The organism is Marvinbryantia sp., assembly GCF_047017445.1.
Taxonomy (GTDB): domain Bacteria; phylum Bacillota; class Clostridia; order Lachnospirales; family Lachnospiraceae; genus Marvinbryantia.
The window spans coordinates 90,378-111,288 of the sequence record NZ_JBKXTT010000014.1; the positions used below are offsets into that span (position 1 = coordinate 90,378).

The following is a 20,911-nucleotide window of genomic DNA, read 5'->3' on the forward strand; positions in this document are numbered from 1 at the left end:
CCAGATGAAAGTGGGGAATTCTGACGATTTTTTTGAGGAAAACCTCTTGGCAAAAAACATACATATAATTTGCGCGTAAGCACTCAGCGATTGGATATAAAACACCAGCGTACATGTACTACCCGGCACAGCTGATCGACTATGTTGCGTAGCCCTTATTGCCATTCAGAGGCTACCAGCTCCCAGCCAGGGTTTTGTCCAGCCTGCAATCAAATTATTTTTTTCGAATTTCAAATCGTATTACTTCACGTTTTAGTGCTCTTTTGGATTCCCAGTAAAATGGGAAACAAAAAATCGCTTCTTCTTCTCTGATTTCCGTGTCATTTACCACCAGCTCCATATTATTTTCATATGCTGTTTTACGAAATAACCACTCTATATATTCGCGTTTAATAAAATTATAAGTTTTCTGACCTTGGTGCATCTCTGATAGCAAACAAATAATAATCTGTCCTTTATCCTTTAAACATTTCAAAGACTGAATAATAAATGTTTTGTAAATACGATAAAGCTCTTCTTCTTTTTCGCCAGTATTAACACCATAAGGGGGATCTGTAATAATCATGTCTACCTTATTATTCTCATTTTGCCATATCTTCAAAAAATCTTGCAAGTCAATTCCTTCGATAAGGCAATCAATGTTTTCTGGATACATTATTGGAATCAGAGAATGATTATCTTGATTTTCTTTTAATAATAAATATTGTTTAACTCTACAGTAAAAAGAATATATTTCATCATATACATACTTTTTCAGTAATGAGCCAACGTGAAAATCACTCATTTCTTTTTTTCGTAACAACTTTTTCTCATTTTTTAAAAAAGCTTTTCGATAAAGATATAGGAGTAATCTACCTACATATTCTATATATTCGGGATTCTTTTCTATATTCTCTAATTTTATTAAATAATTACAAAACTCTCCCAACAATTCTTCAAAAACTTCCTCAAAAGCATATTGATTCCTCTGGGAAAGCTTCGTGAAATTCTCGTCTATATCAAAAAACCAATCTGTTTTTTTTATTTGAATTAGATATTCCTTCAATGTAAATGTAAATTTTTTCAATATTTCATTTTTCATTTGAAAGAAGATAAGATTATCATTTACCATTATTGAGGATAGGTGACTAATGTCACCACCACAAAATGTTACTTCCTGAAATTTTAATGCTTCAATGCATACTGTACCAGAACCATTCATCGGGTCAAGAATCTTTAATCTCTTTTCATACGGCATTGATAATTTACTACCTCTCCCTATATTTATCATAGCACAAACAAAAGAATGAGATATTAAAGTATTGTTCCATGCCGGATGATCTGTATCGAACAAATAGCATGGATTATGATTAATGTAACGAGCTTGTACGCACTGAAAAAATGAATTCTGCTCGTTCATACACTTTAAAGCAGATTTTTCTTTTCTATCTACAAAGCTTTCTTCTCTGTAAATCCAGTAATAATCTGTATTTTCATCATATTCAGATTCTCTAACCAACCATCGTGAAAAATCTTTATCTTCAAATAATCGCTTTATTGCATTCGCAATAGAAATATCCTGAAAATAATATTTATCTCCATCTATACGCAAATCAGCAAGTCCATGATTTTTGAAATCATCTTCGAACCCCATATTTTCATATGAGAAATCAAATAGCATATACTTTGCATCATCGCCAAATATAACAAAGAGTGCAAAACTTATTCCCAAAATTAATAATACCCTGTAAATCTGAGTAAAAGCCAAATTTATATCAGCTCCACAGATAAACATCTGAATAAAAGACCATGCAAGAATGCAAAGAAAAGGCAGCATAAATCGAATAGTCAGATTAAGTTCTACACTATACTTCTGTTTATAATTAGATCGTGCGTACTTTAATAATGCATAACAAATTATGAGGAACGTAATCATGTATCGATATTGAAAAAAATCATATCGTTCCCCAAAAAAGCGGTAAATGAAAAGAAATGCATAACACAAAATAATAGGAATCCTTCTTAATGTGCTGCGTCTAATTTTTATCTCCATAGTTTTTCCTCTTTTCGATAACATGATTCAATGCCGCACACAAATTCTTTTCAAATGCTTGATTTGAAAAATATGATTGATACAGATCAAACCCTCTATCTCCCACACCATCTAATGACTGTCGTAATTGATATATTTGAAGTATTTTGTTGGTCAGATTTTCAACAGCACTTTCATCAAACACAAATCCATTAATACCATCACAAACCATGTAATACTGCCCAGTACTTCTACTTGTCAAAAAAGGGGTTCTATACAGCATTGCCTCACTAATAACCACTGGAAGAGGGTCATCAATTGATGCACAGATAACTAAATCCGACTCTTCATAGACTCTTTTTATCTCATCGTGCTTAACATACGGAATATATGCTATATTATCATCAGAATCAATCATCGACTTAAAAACATCAAAATACTTCTGCTCTTGTCTGTTTAATGCCCCAACAAAGACAAGAAGCATATTAGATTTCATTGACTCAGGAAGCTTCTTAAAAGCCTGTACTACAAAAGCTTGATTTTTTCGTTCCGAAATAGTGCCAATTACAGTCATAACAAACTGTACACTTTGTTTTTTGGTTATCACATTAGCATCACATTTTGAAACTATTTCGTTCTTATACTTGTCTGAAATACCATAATACAATACTTTACCTTCATAGTCAGGTACAAAACTCTTAAATGCCTCTAATGACCACTCACTAACATTATATACTTCAGTATTATTAATTTTTAGTTTTAAATACTTCTCATAATACTTTTCAATGTACGTTTTACCCTCATGAATCCACCAAAGTGTAGGTATATTATTCGCATCAAGAAATTCAATCCAACCAGACAGTATAATTGTATTAACAATGCAAACATCTGGTCTAAATCTCAGTATTGTTTTCATAAATACTTTTTCCAAAAATCTGCAAGAAAAAACATCTATGTCGCTAATTTCTTTTTCCAAAACTCCATGTCTAACAGATATTATACAAACTGAGTAGCCATTTTTCTTCAGAATTCTAGAGGCTTCTAATAAAACTTGTGGCGCACCACTTCTAGACATTGCATGAGACACACATACACACATCTTTTTCCCATTATTGTTTTGGAAATACTTTATTAATTGCAAATATGATGCAACAGAGGCATATAAATCTGTTATCGCCTTGCATATTTTTGAAATCCCAAACATTGTTCTTAATTGCCTTTCTGAACTGGAAATTCTCCATTCTCTTCCAGTGCTTTTTTAGTACCATAAAAGTGTAGTAGTTAGAGAGTAATTAACTCTGACATCTGCACTTATTTTATTATAATAGGGGAAGCAGTTGGTATGGCATGGGCTTTTTTGGATTTTTAACATCCGTCAATAAAACCGTCAACCAACCCCTTATTATAAATATTCGCTTAGGCAGGTTGATACTCTATGAGAGCTTTCGTGTAACGAACTAAACTGAATCGTAATAAGTGTGGATGGTTTTACTGATTGCTAATAAAAATTTACCAAGGTTGTAGGAGGTTATTATGATCAGTGTAGGAATTGATGTGGCAAAAGGGAAAAGTACGGTATGCATACTGAAACCTTGTGGGGAAATTGTCAGCAGGCCGTTCGACATCTCCCATGTAGAAAAGGATTTGGGGGAACTCGCGGCTATGCTTCTAAGGTTTGACGATGAAGTAAAAGTTGTTATGGAGGCAACTGGCATCTATCATCTTCCAGTCCTTACCTATTTACAGGAAAAAGGACTGTTTGTAGCTGTTATTAATCCATACTTGATGAAAGTATACCGCAGCGGGGATCTTAGAAAGGCAAAGACAGATAAGATAGATTCCAGGATTATTGCTAATTACGGCATTGAGCACTGGTTTACGATGGCAGAGTTCAAAGCATCAGGTGATGTGTATGGAGAACTTAAGATGCTGGGACAGCAATATAGGCACTATATGAAACTGCATATCATGTCCCTGCATGAATTGACGCATTTGCTGGATTATACAATGCCTGGAATCAAGGGGATGCTTGCAAGTTGGAATGAAGGAAACCGAAAGGATAAATTGAGTGATTTTGTTGAACGGTTTTGGCACTATGATACTATCACATGTCTTAGTGAAACAGAATTTATAAAGCAGTACACGTTCTGGGCAAAAGAAAAGAAATACCATCAGAGCCAGGACAAGGCGAAAGCCATATATGCCCTGGCCCGTGAAGGCATTCCTACCTTATCTTCAGAAACCCCATCCGTCAAAATGCTGGTAACTGAAGCGGTCCGAGTGCTCAAAGAAGTTGATGCAACTCTAAGCATAATCTTATCACGAATGCAGGAATTAGCAAAGAGCCTGCCGGAATATTCCGTTGTGAGGGGAATGGGAGGCGTGGGAGAAGTTCTGGCGCCAAAGCTAATTGCTGAAATTGGTGATGTCAGGAGGTTCCATAGCGGAAAGGCTTTAATAGCATATGCGGGAATAGATACTCCGCCTTATGAATCGGGGCAATTTGTTGGTTCTAATCGAAAGATAACTAAACGTGGGTCGGCGGCTCTGCGTAAAGTCGGCTATGAAACCATGAGATGCATAAAAACGCACCCAAGGCCAGATGATCCAGTTTACCAGTATATAGTCAAAAAAGAATCTGAAGGCAAGTCAAAAAAAGCTGCTAAAATAGCAGGGCTGAATAAGTTTCTCAGAATATATTACGCACGAGTTAAAGAAGTCTATACGGATATAAAATAAATATCAAAATGAAAGACTGCAAAAAGGCTGCCTAAATGACAGTCTACTTGTTGTACCTAATTTTATAAAAGAAAAATATTCTAAAAATCTGCAAAAAACTATTGACTTTTCTTAGCAGGTTTTATTGCTTCTAAATAACCATATTGAAACTTTTCATCAGGCTCAAGGTAACCTCCCTCAGCCCACTCATTCCATGCAAACAAAAAAATCATATCTTTATGATATACGTTTTTTGCACGTTTAATCTGTTTTGAAAGATATCTTTCAAACTTTTCAGGAGAAGCCCCTTGATGAATCGATCCTCGTGTGGGTCTGCGCGGTGTATTATCCCAATCAACATACGCTCCTGGTACACATTTTTCTGATATGGGTTTCCTTTTTAATATGGTTTCCCAAATCTGATCATAGTCAAAAAATTTCAGTCCCGTATTCATAGAAACCCGCTCGATATTAATATTAGTGTGCATATTCAGAAAGCACTCAACCTTTCTCTTAATTTTGCGTAGAGTCGAATGTTTCTGATGCGTTAGGTCTCGAACAGCATATGGTGGCTCATAATGAATGTTCAAATCAAATCTTGAATCATCTGGCATGGTAAGTTGATTCTGATACAAAGCTTGATATGCAAAACAAATTCCAGGAAACCCCGCGTCTTTCGCAAGTTTCTGATAATAATCAAGCATCTCATTCATATCTGGAATAATATCGGTTTTATACAGAACGAACAAAGGCTTTCCATCCACTTTAATATAGCGTTCGTCTTGAAAAAACGGCAGCAAATAATCAAAATGCTCTTTCCACTCTTTCTCCCTGCCATATCTTTGAGCAATTAATACTTTTGCCTTTTCAGCAACCCAACCATTCGTCCACGGCTCATTAGCCCATGACAAGCAAAAATGAATATCCAAAGTCTTATCTGCTAACAGATGCTCAACAGGTTTTTCAAGTAAAAGTTTTCCATTAAACCAATAGTGATATAAACACCACCCATATACACCATACTTTTTAGCCAAATCAACTTGCCACCGCATGGTTTCCGGATCAGAAAGATCGTAATAATTTTTATTCAGAGGAACCCTCGGCTGGTAATGACCATCATACAATGGTTTCGCCTTCTTCATATTTACCCATTCGGTAAAACCTTTTCCCCACCATTCATCATTCTCTGGAATGCAATGAAATTGTGGCAGATAAAATGTAATAATTTTCATAATTGCCTCCGTGCGCTAATTTTCTGATAATACTCGAATCAATTCACTGCGCTTATCCTTTACCTGTGATTCCCACTGGACAATAAACAAGTCCGAATGCTTCTCCATCAGCTTTCCAGCCACTGTCGGCATATCTGCCCGACCAAACGTTTCAATGAATACAAACTTCTTATGTGTCAATATAGCGAACAAATAAAAAGGATAGGCAACCATTGTTCCAGTTGTAACCACAAAATCCGGTCGCTCTTTTATCCAGATCCTCAATGCCCGACACGTATTGACCATCATCTTAGGGAGCATCCATTTGTCCTTCAAATCTGTCTGAATCATGAAATACTTCGCATCTGCTTCAAACAGTGTTTTTTCAGTAACTAAAAATCCATCGTATTTTTCAAGAAGAGGTTTTAATTTTTGTAGTTGCTCCCAATGACCTCCCGATGAAGATACCAGACATATAGTTGGTTTCTCTTTTTTATATTTCATCTTTTATCATTCCTCAAAACTTAAATGTGTCCTTCAGTCCAAGCCACTTCTGATCTTTATTGCTTAGATTTAACTCGACACCATCTACGCTATAGCCTTCAGCACTTGCTGTGCCTTTGTACTTTCCCTCTACCTTCGGCCATTCAATACCAATCTCCGGGTCGTTCCAAGCCATACCACCTTCATCATTTGGGTGGTAAAAATCATCGCATTTATAGCAAAACTCAGCAGTTTCACTCAATACCAAAAATCCATGGGCAAAGCCTCTCGGAATCAGAAACTGCTTCTTGTTTTCCTCTGTCAATTCGATACCATGCCATTTTCCGTATGTTTTACTTCCACTTCTCAAATCCACAGCTACATCAAACACAGAGCCTCCAATTACTCTGACCAGCTTCGTCTGTGGATAGTTCTTCTGGAAATGAAGCCCCCGCAGTACGCCTTTGCTACTCATGGATTGATTGTCCTGAACAAACATAATATCAATCCCGGCTTCTTCCATATCTCTCTGGCTATAAGTCTCCATGAAATAACCACGACTGTCGCCATGAACAGCAGGTGTGATTACACAAAGCCCTTCAATACCACCAACATTCTTTTCCACATTTATCTGTCCCATCTTCTCTCTCCTTAAAGCTGTGCTTCCTTTAGATACCTGTTAACTGCATCCTGCCATGTCGGAAGCGGGGCAAACCCAGCTTCAACCAACTTTCTTTTATCTAACCTGCTATTCACCGGACGGGCTGCCTTGCTGAGTCCATATTCTTCTGTAGTCACCGGGATGACTCTTGTTTTCAACCCATACTGTTTATAGAACTCGCAACAGAAGTCGTACCAGGAAATATATCCGCCCTCATTCGTGGCGTGGTAATATCCATACTTCTCTGTCTCACACATATCCACCAGCAGCCGTGCCAGATCATATGTATAGGTCGGCGTGCCGATCTGGTCATTGACCACACGGACTTCATCGTGTGTCTTTCCAACATTGATCATGGTCTTGATGAAGTTCTTACCGTTCAGACCGAACACCCAGGCAATGCGGACAATGAAGTATTTCTCCAGAGTCTGGCTGACAGCCAGTTCACCCTCCAGCTTGGTCTGACCGTAAACATTCAGCGGCTTGTAATCCTTACAGTCCGGCTGCCAAGGCTCTGTGCCCTGTCTACCGTAAACTTTCCCAAACAACTGAAAAAATTTTTCACCTGTCCGGATACGCAGCTCAACTTCTAATAAGCAAAACGCGGCTGTGTAAACAGGCTCATAAACGTGCAAGCGCAGGTTTTGCGGATGTAGGTGCAAGTTTTAATATTTTCCGCATACCTGAGTAGTTGTCACTGTTCACGCCAGCCTCAAACACCTGCTGCGACGCGAAGCCATTTCCGCGGGTTTGAGGCGCGAAAATGTGATTCAAGCGTGAACAAATCTCATTCGCGAAGCGAATTTTAAATGGATTTGTGAAGATTGCTGTGAACGGAGTAAACAGTAACGAGTAGTTACGATAAGGTTACGAAAATTTTTTATCTTCTCCCCACCTCTTGCAAGAATATGGTAATTTGCGGTATACTAATTTATACAATGTTTATTTTTACATTTACTTTAACGAAAACAGGAGGCGCATTGATGGAAACGGTTGATCTGCATGTACACTCTGATTGCTCGGACGGCACGATGTCGCCCGCCAAGCTGGTGGCATATGCCTGTCAGAAGGGGCTGCGGGCGTTCGCGCTGACGGATCACGATACGGTCGCCGGACTGCCGGAGGCATTTGCCGCGGCAGAGGGCACGGCGTTGGAGGTGATTGCCGGGATTGAGTTTTCCACGGAGTACCATGGGAAGGATATTCACATTGTCGGACTGGATATTGATTATCAGAGTGCGGAATTTTGCGAACGGCTCACGCGCTTTCAGGACTCGCGCGATGTCCGCAATGAAAAGATGATCCGGAAGATGCAGGAGGACGGCATCGACATTTCCCATGAGCAGATGGAAGCCGCTTTCGGGGACGCCGTGTGGACGCGGGCGCATTTTGCGCGCTATCTCATGGACCACGGCTACGTTGCGGAAATGCCGGAGGCGTTTGAAAAATACATCGGCGAAAACTGCCGCTATTTCGTTCCGCGCGAGAAGGTGACCCCGGTGCAGGCGGTGCATCTGATTTCCAGCACGGGCGGGATCCCCATTCTGGCACATCCGATGCTCTACCATCTGCCGGAGGCAGAGATGGACGAGCTGCTCGCTTCCCTGAGAAAAGCCGGATTGATCGGCATCGAAGCGATCTACTCCACGCACTCTGCGCTCGATGAAAATCTCGTCCGGCAGCTTGCAAAAAGACATGGGCTTCTGATTTCCGGCGGTTCCGACTTTCACGGAAGCAACAAGCCTTATATCGACCTCGGCGTGGGGCGCGGGAACCTCCGTATCCCATACCATGTTTTAACAAATCTGCGAAGCAGGAGAAAACAGCAATGAATCAGAAAAAAAAGATTTTATTTCTCGACCTGGACGGCACGCTCTTAAATGATGCGAAGGAAATCACGCCGGGCAACATGGCAGCGATCCGCGAAGCACTGCGCCAGGGACACAAAATTGTCATCACCTCCGGACGCGCAACCGTCAGCGCACTGACGTTTGCGGAAAAGATGTCCTTAGATTCGGAGGGCTGCTACGCCATTACGTACAACGGCGCCTGCATTTATGACCTATTCCATAAAAAGCCCATTTACCGGAAAACGCTTCCGGTTGCGGTCGTGCGGCATATTCTGGAGGCGGCGGAAAAAGCCGGGCTTTATGCCCACACCTACACCAAAACCGCCGTGCTTTCCGCGCACAATACCCGCGAGCTGCTTTCCTATACGACTGCCACCACCATGCAGTATCTGATCACGGACGATGTATGCGGGGCGCTGCCCGAAGAACCGGAAAAGGTGATCGTGATCGAACTGGACGATCCGCAGCGGCTGCACGATTTCCAGGCTTCTCTCTCCGAATGGGCGGACGGAAAAGTGGACAGCTTTTATTCCTGCCCGAATTATCTGGAGTATATGCCGGTGGGCGTATCGAAGGGCAGCGCGATTAAAATTTTCTGCGAGATGTTTGATCTGCCGCTTAAAAACACCATCTCCGCCGGGGATGCCGACAACGATATCCCGATGCTGGAGGCAACGCACATCAGTGCGATCATGAAAAACGCGGAAAGCTCCATGTATGCGCACGGAAATTACGTGACGGAGCATGATAACAACCACGATGGCATTGCAGAAATCATTTACAAATTTATTCTAACGAAGGGAAAGGATTGACTATGTTAAGAAAAACGAAAATCATCTGTACACTCGGACCATCCACCGACCAGCCCGGCGTTCTGGAGGCGCTGATCGACTCCGGTATGAATGTGGCGCGCTTTAATTTTTCCCACGGCACGCACGATGAACAGCGCGACCGCTTTGTCGCACTGAAAAAAGCAAGAAATAAGGCAAAGCTTCCGGTTGCCGCCCTGCTCGACACCAAGGGACCGGAAATCCGTCTGAAAACCTTCAGGGAAGGAAAGGTGCAGCTTCAGAAGGGACAGACCTTCACGCTCACCACGCGCGAGGTGGAGGGTGATGCTTCCATCGTTTCCATTACCTACGCCGATCTGGTGAAGGACGTCAAAGCGGGTGATATGATTCTTTTAGACGACGGTCTGATCGGTCTTACTATCAAAGAAATCACCGACACAGACATCATCTGCGAGGTGCTGAACTCCGGCCCGGTTTCCAACCGTAAGGGCGTAAACGTGCCGGATGTCTCGCTCTCCATGCCGTTTGTCAGTGAAAAGGACCACTCCGATATCCTTTTCGGCATCAAGATGGGCTTCGATTTCATTGCAGCCTCGTTTACGCGCTCCGCACAGGATATTCTGGATATCAGAAAGATTCTCGAAGAGCAGAACTGTGACACAATACAGATCATTGCAAAAATTGAAAATAAAGAGGGCGTTGACAATATTGACGAAATTCTGGAGGTTGCCGACGGCATCATGATCGCCCGCGGCGATATGGGCGTGGAAATTCCGCTGGAGGACGTTCCGGCAATCCAGAAGAAATTGATTAAGAAATCTATCCAGGCAGGCAAAATCTCCATCACAGCCACGCAGATGCTCGATTCCATGATAACGCATCCGCGCCCCACGAGAGCGGAGGCGACGGACGTGGCAAATGCGATCTACGACGGCACCAGCGCGATCATGCTCTCCGGCGAGACGGCTGCCGGCAAATACCCGGTGGAGACGCTGCAGACCATGGTGCGCATCGCACAGCAGACGGAGAACGACATTGATTATGTAAACCGCTTCAACCATATCAGCACAAACAGCGGGCATCAGAACATTACTGAGGCAATCGCTTATGCAACCTGCTCGACGGCGCACGATCTGAAAGCACAGGCTATCGTTACCGTCACAAAGTCCGGCGGAACCGCGCACACGATTTCCAAGTACCGCCCCGCCTGTCCGATCATCGGCTGTGCAACGCACCCGCATGTGTGGCGTCAGCTCAATCTCTGCTGGGGCATCGTACCGATCCAGACAAAGGAAGAGCAGGATACCTTTGAGCTGTTTGAGCATTCTATTGAAGAAGCAACTGCTGCCGGTTTCTTAAAAGACGGCGACATAACGGTCATTACCGCCGGGGTTCCGCTTGGCATGTCAGGCACGACGAACCTCATCAACGTGCATATCGTCGGCGATCCATACTAAATCCGATTGAAGCAGAACCAGACTGCATCTGCGTTCTGTTCCGTTAAATCAGATACGCGTTGCCGAAAACTAAAAAACACGGTGCTGGAAGAATCTTCCGGTACCGTGTTCTGTTTTATCATTCTTAAATTTTACAGCAGCTCCTCAATATCCGCCAGCTCTTTCAGAATCCCCTGCTGCCGCTCGGAAAAGAGAAGGCTCTTATTATATTTATAGAAACGGTCACAGCCGTTGACATCCACAAACCATGCCGCATAATAATCCGTATTCATCTCTGTGATAAACACAACCATTTCCTGGCTGTCGCCAAAGGCGCGCTCCAGGAAATCAAAAGCGAAATTCAGCGCCGCGTCCGCCTGGGCAAGCGCCCTGCTGCGTTTCTGCGGTTCGGCGGAAAACCACTCTTTAATCTGCGCAAACGCCTGCTGACCGTCCTGCGGCAGGTCTGCCTTCAGAGAAACTGTATAGCGCTCCAGCGTTTTCTGGATCTCGCTCTGCACATGCTCCCCTTCTCTTGTGATATGCTCCGCCTTTTTCTGGCGCGCAAATTCCTTCGCAAACTTTCCCGCGACCGCCTCCAGAAGCCGCTGCGCCTCCTCCCCGGAAAGCTCCTGCGCCGCGCTGCCAAGCAGGTCTTTGTAATCCTTTAACTGTCCGAACAGCCCGGTCACATACTGGTCTGCGTGATGTGCTTCAGCAAACAGCTCATGCAGCGCCGAGAGCAGCAGTCCGATCACACTGAGCTTTTCATCGAAGGAAGCCCGCCGGATCTTATCCACAGCCGCATCGCTGATCCTGCCCTGCAAAATCTCCTGCACGCGGTAGTCCTTTTTATATTTATTATACAGATCGAGATAATTTGCAAAGTCCTTCGCAATCCGCCAATGCTGGATGTACTGATAGATCACCTCCCGGTCTGCCGTCCTGCCAAGCGTCTCATACACCTGCAGAAGCTGCGACAGATCCTCCCAGCCGCGGGCGGTCGCAAACAGCTTGCCGTCCACCGTTGTCTCCACCTTATAAAAATGGTCTTTCTTCAGCTCCAGGTAAGAAATGATCGCATTGTGGATACCCGCTGCGTAAGCGTACTCCTTCCAGACCGCAAAATCCGCCTCCACGTCGATTTTCTTAATACGGTCCAATGTCACCACGTCAAATTCGCGCACCGATTTATTGTACTCCGGCGGATTGCCCGCCGCCACGATCACCCAGCCCTGCGGCACCTTCTGATTGCCGAAGGTCTTACACTGCAGAAACTGCAGCATCGCGGGAGCCAGCGTCTCCGACACGCAGTTGATCTCGTCGATAAAAAGAATGCCCTCACGCAGTCCCGTCTCCTCCATTTTTTCGTACACCGACGCAATGATCTCACTCATTGTATATTCCGTCACGGAATAAGTTTTGCCGCCAAATTCCTTCTCGCGGATAAACGGCAGCCCGATTGCGCTCTGCCGGGTGTGATGCGTGATGGTGTAGGAAACAAGTCCCAGCTTATTTTCCCTCGCGATCTGCTCCATGATCTGCGTTTTCCCGATTCCCGGCGGTCCGATCAGCAGAAGCGGACGCTGACGCACCGGCGGAATCCGGTACTCGCCGTACTCATCCCTGCTTAAGTATGCTTCAATGGAATTTCGTATTTCTTCCTTCGCTCTCTTGATATTCATAATCGCCCTCTCACTTTTTCTTCCACACTCTCAGTTTTCCTTCGCGCGTTTCTCCAGCTCCCGCCGCTTTATCACCAGCTTCATCGCCCACGGCGGCACGTTGGTGTCGGACTCCTCCTCTTCCATAAACAGAAACGCGGTCTCAAACGGCGGCATCCGTTTCGGATAAATGCCAAATCCGTCTGTAAAATAAAGAAGCCCTTTTAAATTCGTAAATTTTCGCTCCCGGATAAGCTGCTCCACATAGGTGAACGCCGGGCGGAAATCTGTCCCGCCGCTGCCGATAATCTCGAAATGCTCCATGTACTCCCGAAGCTCCTCCAGAGATGAAATGCCCGTGTCCGCCTGCACATGCTCATCGCACTGAATAATATGGAGGTTGATCTTTCGGAAAAAGCTTTCCTGTTCGCTCAGGATCGCATAGGTTTCCTCCAGAAACGCCCGCACAAGCTCGCCAGAGCAGGACATCGACGTATCGATCACCACAGCAAACTCCTCGATCTTTTTTACCTCCTTTGTCTCCTGCGGCTCGATCAGCGGCATATTGCCGTACAGCGACAGCCCGTAGCTGTAAAATACATAATCAAACTGGTCGGGATCCACCTGCACGGCTTCTTTTAATACTGCAAATTTCCGCAGAAAGGTGCGGTAGTCCATCGTCTCCCGCTGCACGACCTTAAGCTGCTCCTTCAGACCGCCGTCGCCCTCCGAAGCCTCCTTCGAGAAGGTATCAAGGTCCATCTCCATCTTTTCGCGAATGTCCTGCCAGCGATCCCGCGTCTTAACATCTTTGGGGTGCTCCGGCTCGCGGCACCAGCGGCTGTGATCGTCCACCGTAAACTCCCGACGCCATTTCTGCAGCCTGCGTTCATCGGGCTGCCACTTTTCCAGAGTATGACAGATTCCCTCCGCCGTCAGCACCTTAAGGCTCCCGCGAAGCTCCCTGTAAAGCTTTTCCCTCTCCCACGAAACAGGAAGCTTTACACAGCGGATCTGCATATCGTCTATGATAGATTCCATCGCAATATCGCACGCCAGGTCCCAGTATTCCTCCGCCCCCTGCGGCTTTCGAAACACATGACCGAGGAGGCAATGAAGCACCATGTGAAGATACATCCGGTTGATCCGCCTGCGTTCGGCGCGGAACTCGCCGCCCAGATACTTTGTATTATAATAGATAAAATTTCCGTCCGTCGCCACACACGTGATTCCCTCATCCATCGCATAAGAGAAGGAGGACAGCGCCACATCGAGAAAACGCATATGCAGAAACAGCTCATTTCTGGCATTAAAAAGGATGTGACGGCCGGCGTCCTCCATGCGCTTTCTGATCTCCTGTTCCCGCTCAAAAATTTCCTGCAAACGATTCCCTCCCGTTCTCTACAGCTCAAAGGTCTGCACGCTTTGCTTTCGGCTGCGGTATTTATGATCCATCAGAAAGCTCTGGCTCTCCATCCTGCCCGCCTCGTTCGCCTCGCGGATCAGCTCCGACAGCTCGTCGGCGCTCCAGTCGATGAACGTACAAAGGTATTCCAGCGCCTCCTGCTGCTCAAAGGCAAGGCACCAGGAAGCCGCCTCCCGGCGGTGTTCCATCAGCCATGCCATGTAAATTCCCTTCGCATCCTCCGTGAGCCTGTAAGGCTGCTGCAAACGCAAAAGGCTAAGCTCAATACAAAAATCAACGCTCTCCCATGCCGCCGCCTCGCCAAACAGCCCGTCATACTCCGAAAAATTTAATTCTCCGTCGCGGAAGCACTGCCGGTAATGATAACCGGAGCCGTGGAAATGCGTCTCCAGAATCCGTGCCGGCGTATTTTCCACCGCCTCCTCGTAATATTCGGGAAATAAAAGCTTCGCCGCCGTGCCGTCCCCGTAATCCAGCGTCACCCGCAGCTCCTGCCGCAGCTCGCTGACAATATCCTTTAAACAGTATCCCCAGGCGTTCTGCATATACACGTACAGCTCCCGCAGCCGGTAACAGCCGGTAAACGCCCCGCCCGCGATATCCTCCGTCTGATGCCAGAGCGCCATGCGCTCCAGCTTCCGACAGCCGTAAAAGGCATAGTTTCCGATACGGCGCAGGCTCTGCGGAAGCTGCACCTCCAGGAGCTTCTCCCCGCAAACTGCACAGTCGGCGTCATCCGTTTTCGGTTTTGCATGTGAAAAAGCGTAATCGCTCAGCGCCGTCACCGGGCAGCCGTCTATCTGCTCCGGCAATTCTGCCCGCTGCTCCTCTCCCAGGCAGCGCTCCACAATTGCCTGTCCATTTTCCACGCGGCTTACGATCTCCATAATGTCCTCCGTGATCTATACGATAAGAATGCGCCCGGATAACCGGGCGCACCTGCTTTTTTCTTATTCTGCTGTCTCTGCCTCTGCAGCGTCCTCAGCCGCATCACCTGCAGCGTCCGCTTCTGCTTCAGCCTCCGCGGTATCTTCTGCCGCATCCGCCTCTTCCTCATCAGCCGCAGCTTCTTCATCTGCCGCTTCCGCGGTATCCTCCGCGGTCAGACCACTCAGATACGTATCGACAGCCGTGGTATCTGCGTCGTAGAATTTTCTTGTCTCCACATGGAAACTGTTGTAAGCGGAAACTCCGATCCACACGACAAGCACCAGCAGCACTGCATAGCCGCCTATCCTCCAGAGCATTCTCTCACGCTTTTCCTTCTTCATGATTTTCTGGCGATTCGCTTTCTGCTCTTTATAGCGGTCTACCTTTGCCTGACTCATATGACATTTCTCCTCTATCTTACATTCTTTCCTGCAAGCACCTTGCATATCCTGCCTAATAGTGTAACATAGATTCCACTAAAATACAATCTTTTTTATAAAACGACGATTACGCCGCCATCGTTCGCATACAGACTGCTGATCCCGCGGGTATCCAGCACAATTGCATCCTTTACCTTGATTTTTTCCAGAATAGCCTCCTTCACCATCTGCGCCCGCTCCGGACAGTTGCAGTGGGAAATTGCCAGAATCCTTTCCTCCGTGTGCTCCGCCTGCTGAACAAGAATATCCACCATCCGCACCAGCGCCTTGTTGATCCCGCGCACCTGCGCAAGCGGCTCGATCGTACCCTCCTGCGTGCCGTGCATCACCGGCTTGATCTTCAGCGCGGTCGCCAGAATCGCCTTCATCGTGCTGAGGCGTCCGTTTTTGCGCAGCGTCTCCAACGTTTCCAGAACAAAATATGTTTTTTTCTCCGCGATATATTTTTCTACGGTTTTGATGACATCCTCAAACTCCATCCCGGCTTCCTCGCACTCCTGGATTTTCAGACCGATAAGCGTCTCCCCGATGGACGCCGAGCAGGAATTAAATACATACGCTTTTTTCTCCGGGTGCTCCTCCAGAAAAAGATTTTTGCCGAGAACAGCGCTGTTATAGGAACCGCTCAATTCGGCAGATAACGTGACTGCGTACACGTGATCCGCGCCGCAGTCGAAGGCATTTTTATACGCTTCCGGAGAGGGACAGGCGGATTTCGGACAATTCGGACTCGCTGCCGCGCGCGCCAGAAAATCTGCCTGGTCAAATGTTTCATCGTCTATAATCATAAAATCGTCCACATATATCGTAAGCGGGGCAGTTTCAAAATGACCGTCCTTTTTCATTTCCTCGGTTAATTCACCGCAACTGTCAATTACCACTTTATAGCTCATGCCGCTAAAACCTCCTGAAAACGTAACGTAGTTTTTAATACTACATCATCATAGCACATATATTTCCATTTGAAAAGTGTTTTTCTGCTTTTCATTTCAAACTTTCTATTATATACTAATGATACCCGAAATTTCAGATACGAGGAGAATCATTCATGCTTGCCCTGCAGATCACAGAAGTAAAACCATTTATGAACAAACTGTTTCTCGGAGACACCTTCGACGGTTTTCAGCTCTCGGAAGCAGTCTTTGTCACGTTCAACACCTTTCACATAGACGGAAGCCTTCAGAAGGAATATTATTCCTCCGAGGAGCTGGAAATGCAGCAGCTTTCGCAACAGTCCTGGTCCTTCTGGCGCCAGCTCCGCCCATTTTGTTTAAGCCTCATCAAGGGAAAACACACGCCGCTGGAGTTTAAGATCGTATTCCGCCTCGCTCCGGCAAATGTGGAAAGGCTGGTGACCCAGTCGCAGCTCGCGTTAAATCCGGCGGATATTGACGGGCTTTTTCTGAACCTTCATTTCCGTCAGGGTGCACTCACCTGCACGACCGGTTCTTCCCTGCGCTTCTTTACGCTGGACAAGACAGTGGAGCATACCTGGGATGAAATGGTAAAAAAATTCCTGCAAAAACAGGAAATTGTATTTTGTTAGCACTCAACTTAAATGAGTGCTAATTTTTTCTTGACATTCTATCCGCCTGGTATTATACTATCCATAATTCTACAAATGAATTACAAATATTAGATGAGGTGATAGTATATGAGCAAAACAGGTAATCTTTCTATTAACAGTGAAAACATTTTCCCGATCATCAAAAAGTGGCTGTATTCCGACCACGACATCTTCATGCGCGAGCTGGTTTCCAACGGATGCGACGCCATCACAAAGCTGAAAAAACTTGCCTTAATCGGTGAATTTACTTTTCCGGAAGGCTACAAAAACAAAATTGACGTTATCGTAAATCCGAAGGAAAAAACGCTGAAGTTTATCGATACCGGTCTTGGCATGACAGCCGACGAGGTGGAGGAATATATCACACAGATTGCCTTCTCCGGCGCAACCGATTTCCTGGAGAAATACAAGGATAATGCCAACGGCGATGAGATCATCGGTCACTTCGGTCTCGGCTTCTACTCTGCGTTTATGGTAGCGGATGAGGTACACATTGATACGCTCTCCTACCGCGAAGGCGCTACTGCAGTTCACTGGGAATGCGACGGCGGCACCTCCTACACCATTGGGGACGGCGACAAGACGACCATTGGTACAGAGATCACCCTGTTCCTCAACGAGGAAAGCCTGGAGTTTGCCAATGAATACCGTGTCCGCGAGGTTTTGGAAAAATACTGCTCCTTCATGCCGACTGAGATTTTCCTCACCAACGCAGACGCTGAACCACAGTACGAAACCATTCTCAAGGAAGAAGTACGCGATGACGATGAAGTGATCGAGTACATTCATGAGGATGCCAAGACGGAGGAAAAAGAAAACGAAAACGGCGAAAAAGAAGTGGTAGAGGTTTCTCCGGCACAGGAAAAGGCAAAAATTAAGAAGCGTCCTGTTTCCATCAGCGATACTCATCCGCTCTGGACGAAGCATCCGAACGAGTGCACGAAGGAGGAATATCTGGAGTTTTACCGCAAGGTATTTATGGACTATAAGGAGCCGCTGTTCTGGATTCATCTGAACATGGACTACCCGTTCAACTTAAAGGGTATCCTCTACTTCCCGAAGATCAACACCGAGTACGATTCCATCGAGGGAACCATTAAGCTGTACAATAACCAGGTGTTTATCGCAGACAACATCAAGGAAGTGATCCCGGAATATCTGTTGCTCTTAAAAGGTGTCATCGACTGCCCGGACCTGCCGCTGAACGTTTCCAGAAGCGCGCTGCAGAACGACGGTTTTGTGAAAAAGATTTCCGACTATATCAGCAAGAAGGTTGCCGATAAGCTGAGCGGCATGTGCAAGACCGACCGCGAAGAGTATGAAAAATACTGGGACGACATCAGTCCGTTCATCAAATTCGGCTGCTTAAAAGACAGCAAATTCAGCGACCGCATGATGGATTATATTCTGGTGAAGAACTTAGACGGCAAATACCTCTCGCTGGATGACTTTATCAAAGAAAACCAGCCGAAGGAAGAAGAGGCTGCCGCTGAGACTGCCGAAGCAAACGATGCTGCAGAAGCTGCCCAGGAGAACACCACAGAAGAGGCATCCGATGAAGAAACGGAAAAAGAACCGCCGAAGACAACTCTTTACTATGTGACAGACGAGGTACAACAGAGCCAGTACATCAACATGTTTAAGGAAGCCGGAATGGACGCCGCGATCCTGAAGCACAATATTGATACGCCGTTTATCACACATGTAGAGCAGAAAAAGGAGAACGTTCACTTCCAGCGCATCGACGCCGATGTGACCGATTCCGTCAAAGAAGAGACGTCCGAAGATGAGCTGAAGGAAACCACGGAAACGCTTACCGAAGTTTTCCGCAAAGCGCTCGGCAAGGATAAGCTTGAGGTAAAAGTGGAGAAGCTGAAAAATGAGAAAGTATCTTCCATGATCACACTCTCCGAGGAAACACGCCGTATGCAGGAAATGATGAAGATGTACAATATGTACGGCATGGACCCGGATATGTTCGGCGGCTCCGAGACACTGGTGCTGAACGCAAACAATGCGCTGGTACAGTTTATCCTGAATAATAAAGATTCCGAGCATGTTCCGATGATGTGCGAACAGCTTTACGACCTCGCGATGCTCAGTCATGCTCCGCTCTCACCGGAGGCAATGACAAAATTTATCGCGCGCAGCAACGAGATCATGATGTTGCTGACAAAATAAATTTAAATTGAAATAATGCCGGGCAGCTTTGAATATACAGCCGCCCGGCTTATGTTTTACATTTTATATAGTATCTTTTACATTACAGACAAAGCACCGCAGCTTTCCATTCGGATCCGGCGGGATAACGTCCAGCCAGACGACTTTGATGCGAAATTCCTCCCCGTAAAGCTCCTGCAGACGTCCGCGGAAGAATTCTGCGATTTCCTCTTCTGTATGAGTCTTATCCTGCGGATCACGCACCAGCTCGACACGCAGATCATGGTAAGTCTCCTGCACGTAGCGGAACTGGGCGATTCCGGTAATCCCGTTTGGAATCTTGCGCAGCTCCAGAACAGAAGTGTCCTCCCCGTTTTCATGCTTTACCATATCATTCAAACGCCCGTGGATCGTCGTAACATAGCGGATGCCGTCCTTCATATAGGAGGATGCCGTGTCTCCGATATCATAATTGATCAACGGAAAATCGGTCTTATAAAGCGGTGTTAAGATCATCCGTCCGTTGTCCGCCAGGTGGTTCTCGCTGTCGTAAATGTTGACTACATGCGTATCGCAGCATAAATCGTAATAATCTTTTCCGGGACGCTTTACCAGGCAGCTGCCCGTCTCATCGCTTCCATAGCAGTCCACCAGCCCCGGACCAAAGGTTTTCTCAAGGATCTGCCGCGTCACCTCATCGACCATCTCGCTGACAGGGATATACCACTTCGGCTTTTGCACCTTCAGCTTATGCTGCTGTGCATACAGCGCAATGCGGACAATACAGTTTTTGCGCAGGCAGATCAGATCCGGCGCATACTCATTCAGCTCGCGGATGACATCGGCAGTACCGTCGCCCACGCAGCGTTTTTCCGAAATGATCCGGCGCTGCAGAATTCCGAGATTCTGCAGGATCGAATCCTTCTTCTTCTTTTCCGCACGGTAGCTCGACTCAAAAGACACCATTTTTCCGGTAAAGGGCTTATAGCCAAAACTCATCAGAATGCGGATCCAGCTTGCATTTGCGCAGGCATGTTCCCGCTGCGACTGATAAAGGGTAAGCGGAACGCCGGTGGAACCGCTTGTACTGGTAGCATCCCAGCTATCCCTTGTCTTTGGATTCGCATCGTATAATTCCTTCATCCATTCCCGCAGCTCCGCTTTTGTGAGCACCGGGAATTTTGCCAGATCCTCCGCACAGTGGAAGTCCTCCGGCGTGAGATGATGCTCTTCAAAGCGCTTTCGATAAAATGGTATCTCATAGGCCGCTTTCATCAGCTTATATACATTTTTATTCTGCTTCTTTTTTCGTTTCTGCGGCGCCCGCGAAAAGTCTTTTTCCAGCACCAGCAGATAATAAAAAGTCGTCAGATTGATTAATTTTTTTTGTAGCTGCAGTTTCATAAAAATACGCTCCTTATATGATAAAAAGCCTTGTAAATCCATCCGGTTACAAAGCTTTTTCGTTGCCAAGCACACGACAAAAACGTCCAGTGGACGTTTTTTAGTGCGGGTAGCCGGACTTGAACCGGCACGGAGTTGCCCCCGAGAGATTTTAAGTCT

17 protein-coding genes and 1 pseudogene are annotated in these 20,911 nt (G+C 45.8%); 6 read left to right on the plus strand and 12 right to left on the minus strand.

Going from position 1 to position 20,911, the window contains the following annotated elements; genetic code table 11:
* Window positions 1–214: 214 nt before the first annotated feature.
* Window positions 215–2,032, minus strand: a complete 1,818-nt coding sequence (locus ACLU9Q_RS15240; RefSeq protein ID WP_412625584.1) for a hypothetical protein — start codon at window positions 2,030–2,032, stop codon at window positions 215–217.
* A complete protein-coding gene (locus tag ACLU9Q_RS15245; RefSeq protein WP_412625585.1) occupies window positions 2,016–3,215 on the minus strand; it encodes a glycosyltransferase family 4 protein in 1,200 nt (399 codons plus the stop codon). Before ACLU9Q_RS15245 ends, ACLU9Q_RS15240 begins: the two co-directional genes overlap by 17 nt.
* Window positions 3,216–3,544: 329 nt before the next feature.
* Here ACLU9Q_RS15245 and ACLU9Q_RS15250 point away from each other — a divergent pair, with 329 nt between their 5' ends.
* A complete protein-coding gene (locus ACLU9Q_RS15250; protein WP_296832919.1) occupies window positions 3,545–4,750 on the plus strand; it encodes an IS110 family transposase in 1,206 nt (401 codons plus the stop codon).
* Window positions 4,751–4,848: 98 nt separating this feature from the next.
* Here ACLU9Q_RS15250 and ACLU9Q_RS15255 read toward each other — a convergent pair whose 3' ends face one another.
* The 4 genes and pseudogenes from ACLU9Q_RS15255 to ACLU9Q_RS15270 all read right to left on the minus strand — a co-directional run.
* Window positions 4,849–5,961 carry a glycoside hydrolase family 99-like domain-containing protein gene (locus ACLU9Q_RS15255; protein ID WP_412625587.1) on the minus strand — a complete coding sequence of 371 codons (1,113 nt, stop codon included), beginning with the start codon at window positions 5,959–5,961 and terminating at the stop codon, window positions 4,849–4,851.
* Window positions 5,962–5,976: 15 nt separating this feature from the next.
* On the minus strand, window positions 5,977–6,444 hold the full coding sequence (pssD, locus tag ACLU9Q_RS15260) for a PssD/Cps14F family polysaccharide biosynthesis glycosyltransferase (RefSeq protein WP_412625589.1): 468 nt from the start codon (window positions 6,442–6,444) through the stop codon (window positions 5,977–5,979).
* Window positions 6,445–6,457: 13 nt separating this feature from the next.
* Entirely contained in the window at window positions 6,458–7,063 is a 606-nt protein-coding gene (gene rfbC, locus ACLU9Q_RS15265; protein ID WP_412625591.1) for a dTDP-4-dehydrorhamnose 3,5-epimerase, read from the minus strand.
* A gap of 11 nt (window positions 7,064–7,074) precedes the next feature.
* Window positions 7,075–7,620 (minus strand): annotated as a pseudogene (locus ACLU9Q_RS15270) (SDR family oxidoreductase); the annotation flags it as partial.
* A gap of 447 nt (window positions 7,621–8,067) precedes the next feature.
* Here ACLU9Q_RS15270 and ACLU9Q_RS15275 point away from each other — a divergent pair.
* Genes ACLU9Q_RS15275 through pyk form a run of 3 tightly spaced genes read left to right on the plus strand, consistent with a single transcriptional unit; the run spans window position 8,068 to window position 11,182 of the window.
* Complete coding sequence (locus ACLU9Q_RS15275) at window positions 8,068–8,916, plus strand: PHP domain-containing protein (protein WP_298513567.1); 849 nt, start codon at window positions 8,068–8,070, stop codon at window positions 8,914–8,916.
* The gene (locus ACLU9Q_RS15280) at window positions 8,913–9,746 is read left to right on the plus strand and encodes a Cof-type HAD-IIB family hydrolase (protein WP_296839806.1); all 834 of its coding nucleotides are present in this window, start codon (window positions 8,913–8,915) and stop codon (window positions 9,744–9,746) included. Before ACLU9Q_RS15275 ends, ACLU9Q_RS15280 begins: the two co-directional genes overlap by 4 nt.
* Window positions 9,747–9,748: 2 nt before the next feature.
* Entirely contained in the window at window positions 9,749–11,182 is a 1,434-nt protein-coding gene (gene pyk, locus ACLU9Q_RS15285) for a pyruvate kinase (protein WP_296839809.1), read from the plus strand.
* Window positions 11,183–11,313: 131 nt separating this feature from the next.
* On the opposite strand, the gene ACLU9Q_RS15290 is transcribed toward pyk, so the two are convergent.
* The 5 genes from ACLU9Q_RS15290 to ACLU9Q_RS15310 all read right to left on the minus strand — a co-directional run bounded on the left by ACLU9Q_RS15290 (window position 11,314) and on the right by ACLU9Q_RS15310 (window position 16,514).
* Window positions 11,314–12,846 carry an AAA family ATPase gene (locus tag ACLU9Q_RS15290; RefSeq protein WP_412625592.1) on the minus strand — a complete coding sequence of 511 codons (1,533 nt, stop codon included), beginning with the start codon at window positions 12,844–12,846 and terminating at the stop codon, window positions 11,314–11,316.
* Window positions 12,847–12,876: 30 nt separating this feature from the next.
* The gene (locus tag ACLU9Q_RS15295; protein ID WP_412625594.1) at window positions 12,877–14,208 is read right to left on the minus strand and encodes a VWA-like domain-containing protein; all 1,332 of its coding nucleotides are present in this window, start codon (window positions 14,206–14,208) and stop codon (window positions 12,877–12,879) included.
* A gap of 18 nt (window positions 14,209–14,226) precedes the next feature.
* Window positions 14,227–15,138, minus strand: a complete 912-nt coding sequence (locus ACLU9Q_RS15300; RefSeq protein ID WP_296839812.1) for a leucine-rich repeat protein — start codon at window positions 15,136–15,138, stop codon at window positions 14,227–14,229.
* Between the two features lie 63 nt (window positions 15,139–15,201).
* A complete protein-coding gene (locus ACLU9Q_RS15305) occupies window positions 15,202–15,579 on the minus strand; it encodes a hypothetical protein (protein ID WP_412625595.1) in 378 nt (125 codons plus the stop codon).
* Window positions 15,580–15,674: 95 nt separating this feature from the next.
* Window positions 15,675–16,514: a DegV family protein gene (locus tag ACLU9Q_RS15310; protein WP_296839816.1), complete on the minus strand. Its 840-nt coding sequence runs from the start codon at window positions 16,512–16,514 to the stop codon at window positions 15,675–15,677.
* A gap of 155 nt (window positions 16,515–16,669) precedes the next feature.
* Between ACLU9Q_RS15310 and ACLU9Q_RS15315 the strand changes: the two genes are divergently transcribed.
* Both ACLU9Q_RS15315 and htpG read left to right on the plus strand, forming a co-directional pair.
* Window positions 16,670–17,167, plus strand: coding sequence for a DUF5721 family protein (locus ACLU9Q_RS15315; RefSeq protein WP_412625596.1), 498 nt, complete (start codon window positions 16,670–16,672; stop codon window positions 17,165–17,167).
* Window positions 17,168–17,275: 108 nt separating this feature from the next.
* Entirely contained in the window at window positions 17,276–19,369 is a 2,094-nt protein-coding gene (htpG, locus tag ACLU9Q_RS15320; protein ID WP_412625597.1) for a molecular chaperone HtpG, read from the plus strand.
* Window positions 19,370–19,432: 63 nt separating this feature from the next.
* Here htpG and ACLU9Q_RS15325 read toward each other — a convergent pair whose 3' ends face one another.
* Window positions 19,433–20,752: a hypothetical protein gene (locus ACLU9Q_RS15325; RefSeq protein WP_412625599.1), complete on the minus strand. Its 1,320-nt coding sequence runs from the start codon at window positions 20,750–20,752 to the stop codon at window positions 19,433–19,435.
* Window positions 20,753–20,911: the final 159 nt, after the last annotated feature.

Excerpts from the sequence above, each read along its gene's own strand:
- pyk (WP_296839809.1), top strand. The coding sequence starts at position 9,749 with ATGTTAAGAAAAACGAAAATCATCTGTACACTCGGACCATCCACCGAC.
- htpG (WP_412625597.1), top strand. The coding sequence starts at position 17,276 with ATGAGCAAAACAGGTAATCTTTCTATTAACAGTGAAAACATTTTCCCG.
- ACLU9Q_RS15310 (WP_296839816.1), bottom strand. The coding sequence starts at position 16,514 with ATGAGCTATAAAGTGGTAATTGACAGTTGCGGTGAATTAACCGAGGAA.
- ACLU9Q_RS15290 (WP_412625592.1), bottom strand. The coding sequence starts at position 12,846 with ATGAATATCAAGAGAGCGAAGGAAGAAATACGAAATTCCATTGAAGCA.
- ACLU9Q_RS15255 (WP_412625587.1), bottom strand. The coding sequence starts at position 5,961 with ATGAAAATTATTACATTTTATCTGCCACAATTTCATTGCATTCCAGAG.
- ACLU9Q_RS15240 (WP_412625584.1), bottom strand. The coding sequence starts at position 2,032 with ATGGAGATAAAAATTAGACGCAGCACATTAAGAAGGATTCCTATTATT.
- rfbC (WP_412625591.1), bottom strand. The coding sequence starts at position 7,063 with ATGGGACAGATAAATGTGGAAAAGAATGTTGGTGGTATTGAAGGGCTT.
- ACLU9Q_RS15305 (WP_412625595.1), bottom strand. The coding sequence starts at position 15,579 with ATGAGTCAGGCAAAGGTAGACCGCTATAAAGAGCAGAAAGCGAATCGC.
- ACLU9Q_RS15300 (WP_296839812.1), bottom strand. The coding sequence starts at position 15,138 with ATGGAGATCGTAAGCCGCGTGGAAAATGGACAGGCAATTGTGGAGCGC.
- ACLU9Q_RS15325 (WP_412625599.1), bottom strand. The coding sequence starts at position 20,752 with ATGAAACTGCAGCTACAAAAAAAATTAATCAATCTGACGACTTTTTAT.
- ACLU9Q_RS15280 (WP_296839806.1), top strand. The coding sequence starts at position 8,913 with ATGAATCAGAAAAAAAAGATTTTATTTCTCGACCTGGACGGCACGCTC.
- ACLU9Q_RS15275 (WP_298513567.1), top strand. The coding sequence starts at position 8,068 with ATGGAAACGGTTGATCTGCATGTACACTCTGATTGCTCGGACGGCACG.
- ACLU9Q_RS15315 (WP_412625596.1), top strand. The coding sequence starts at position 16,670 with ATGCTTGCCCTGCAGATCACAGAAGTAAAACCATTTATGAACAAACTG.
- pssD (WP_412625589.1), bottom strand. The coding sequence starts at position 6,444 with ATGAAATATAAAAAAGAGAAACCAACTATATGTCTGGTATCTTCATCG.
- ACLU9Q_RS15250 (WP_296832919.1), top strand. The coding sequence starts at position 3,545 with ATGATCAGTGTAGGAATTGATGTGGCAAAAGGGAAAAGTACGGTATGC.
- ACLU9Q_RS15245 (WP_412625585.1), bottom strand. The coding sequence starts at position 3,215 with ATGTTTGGGATTTCAAAAATATGCAAGGCGATAACAGATTTATATGCC.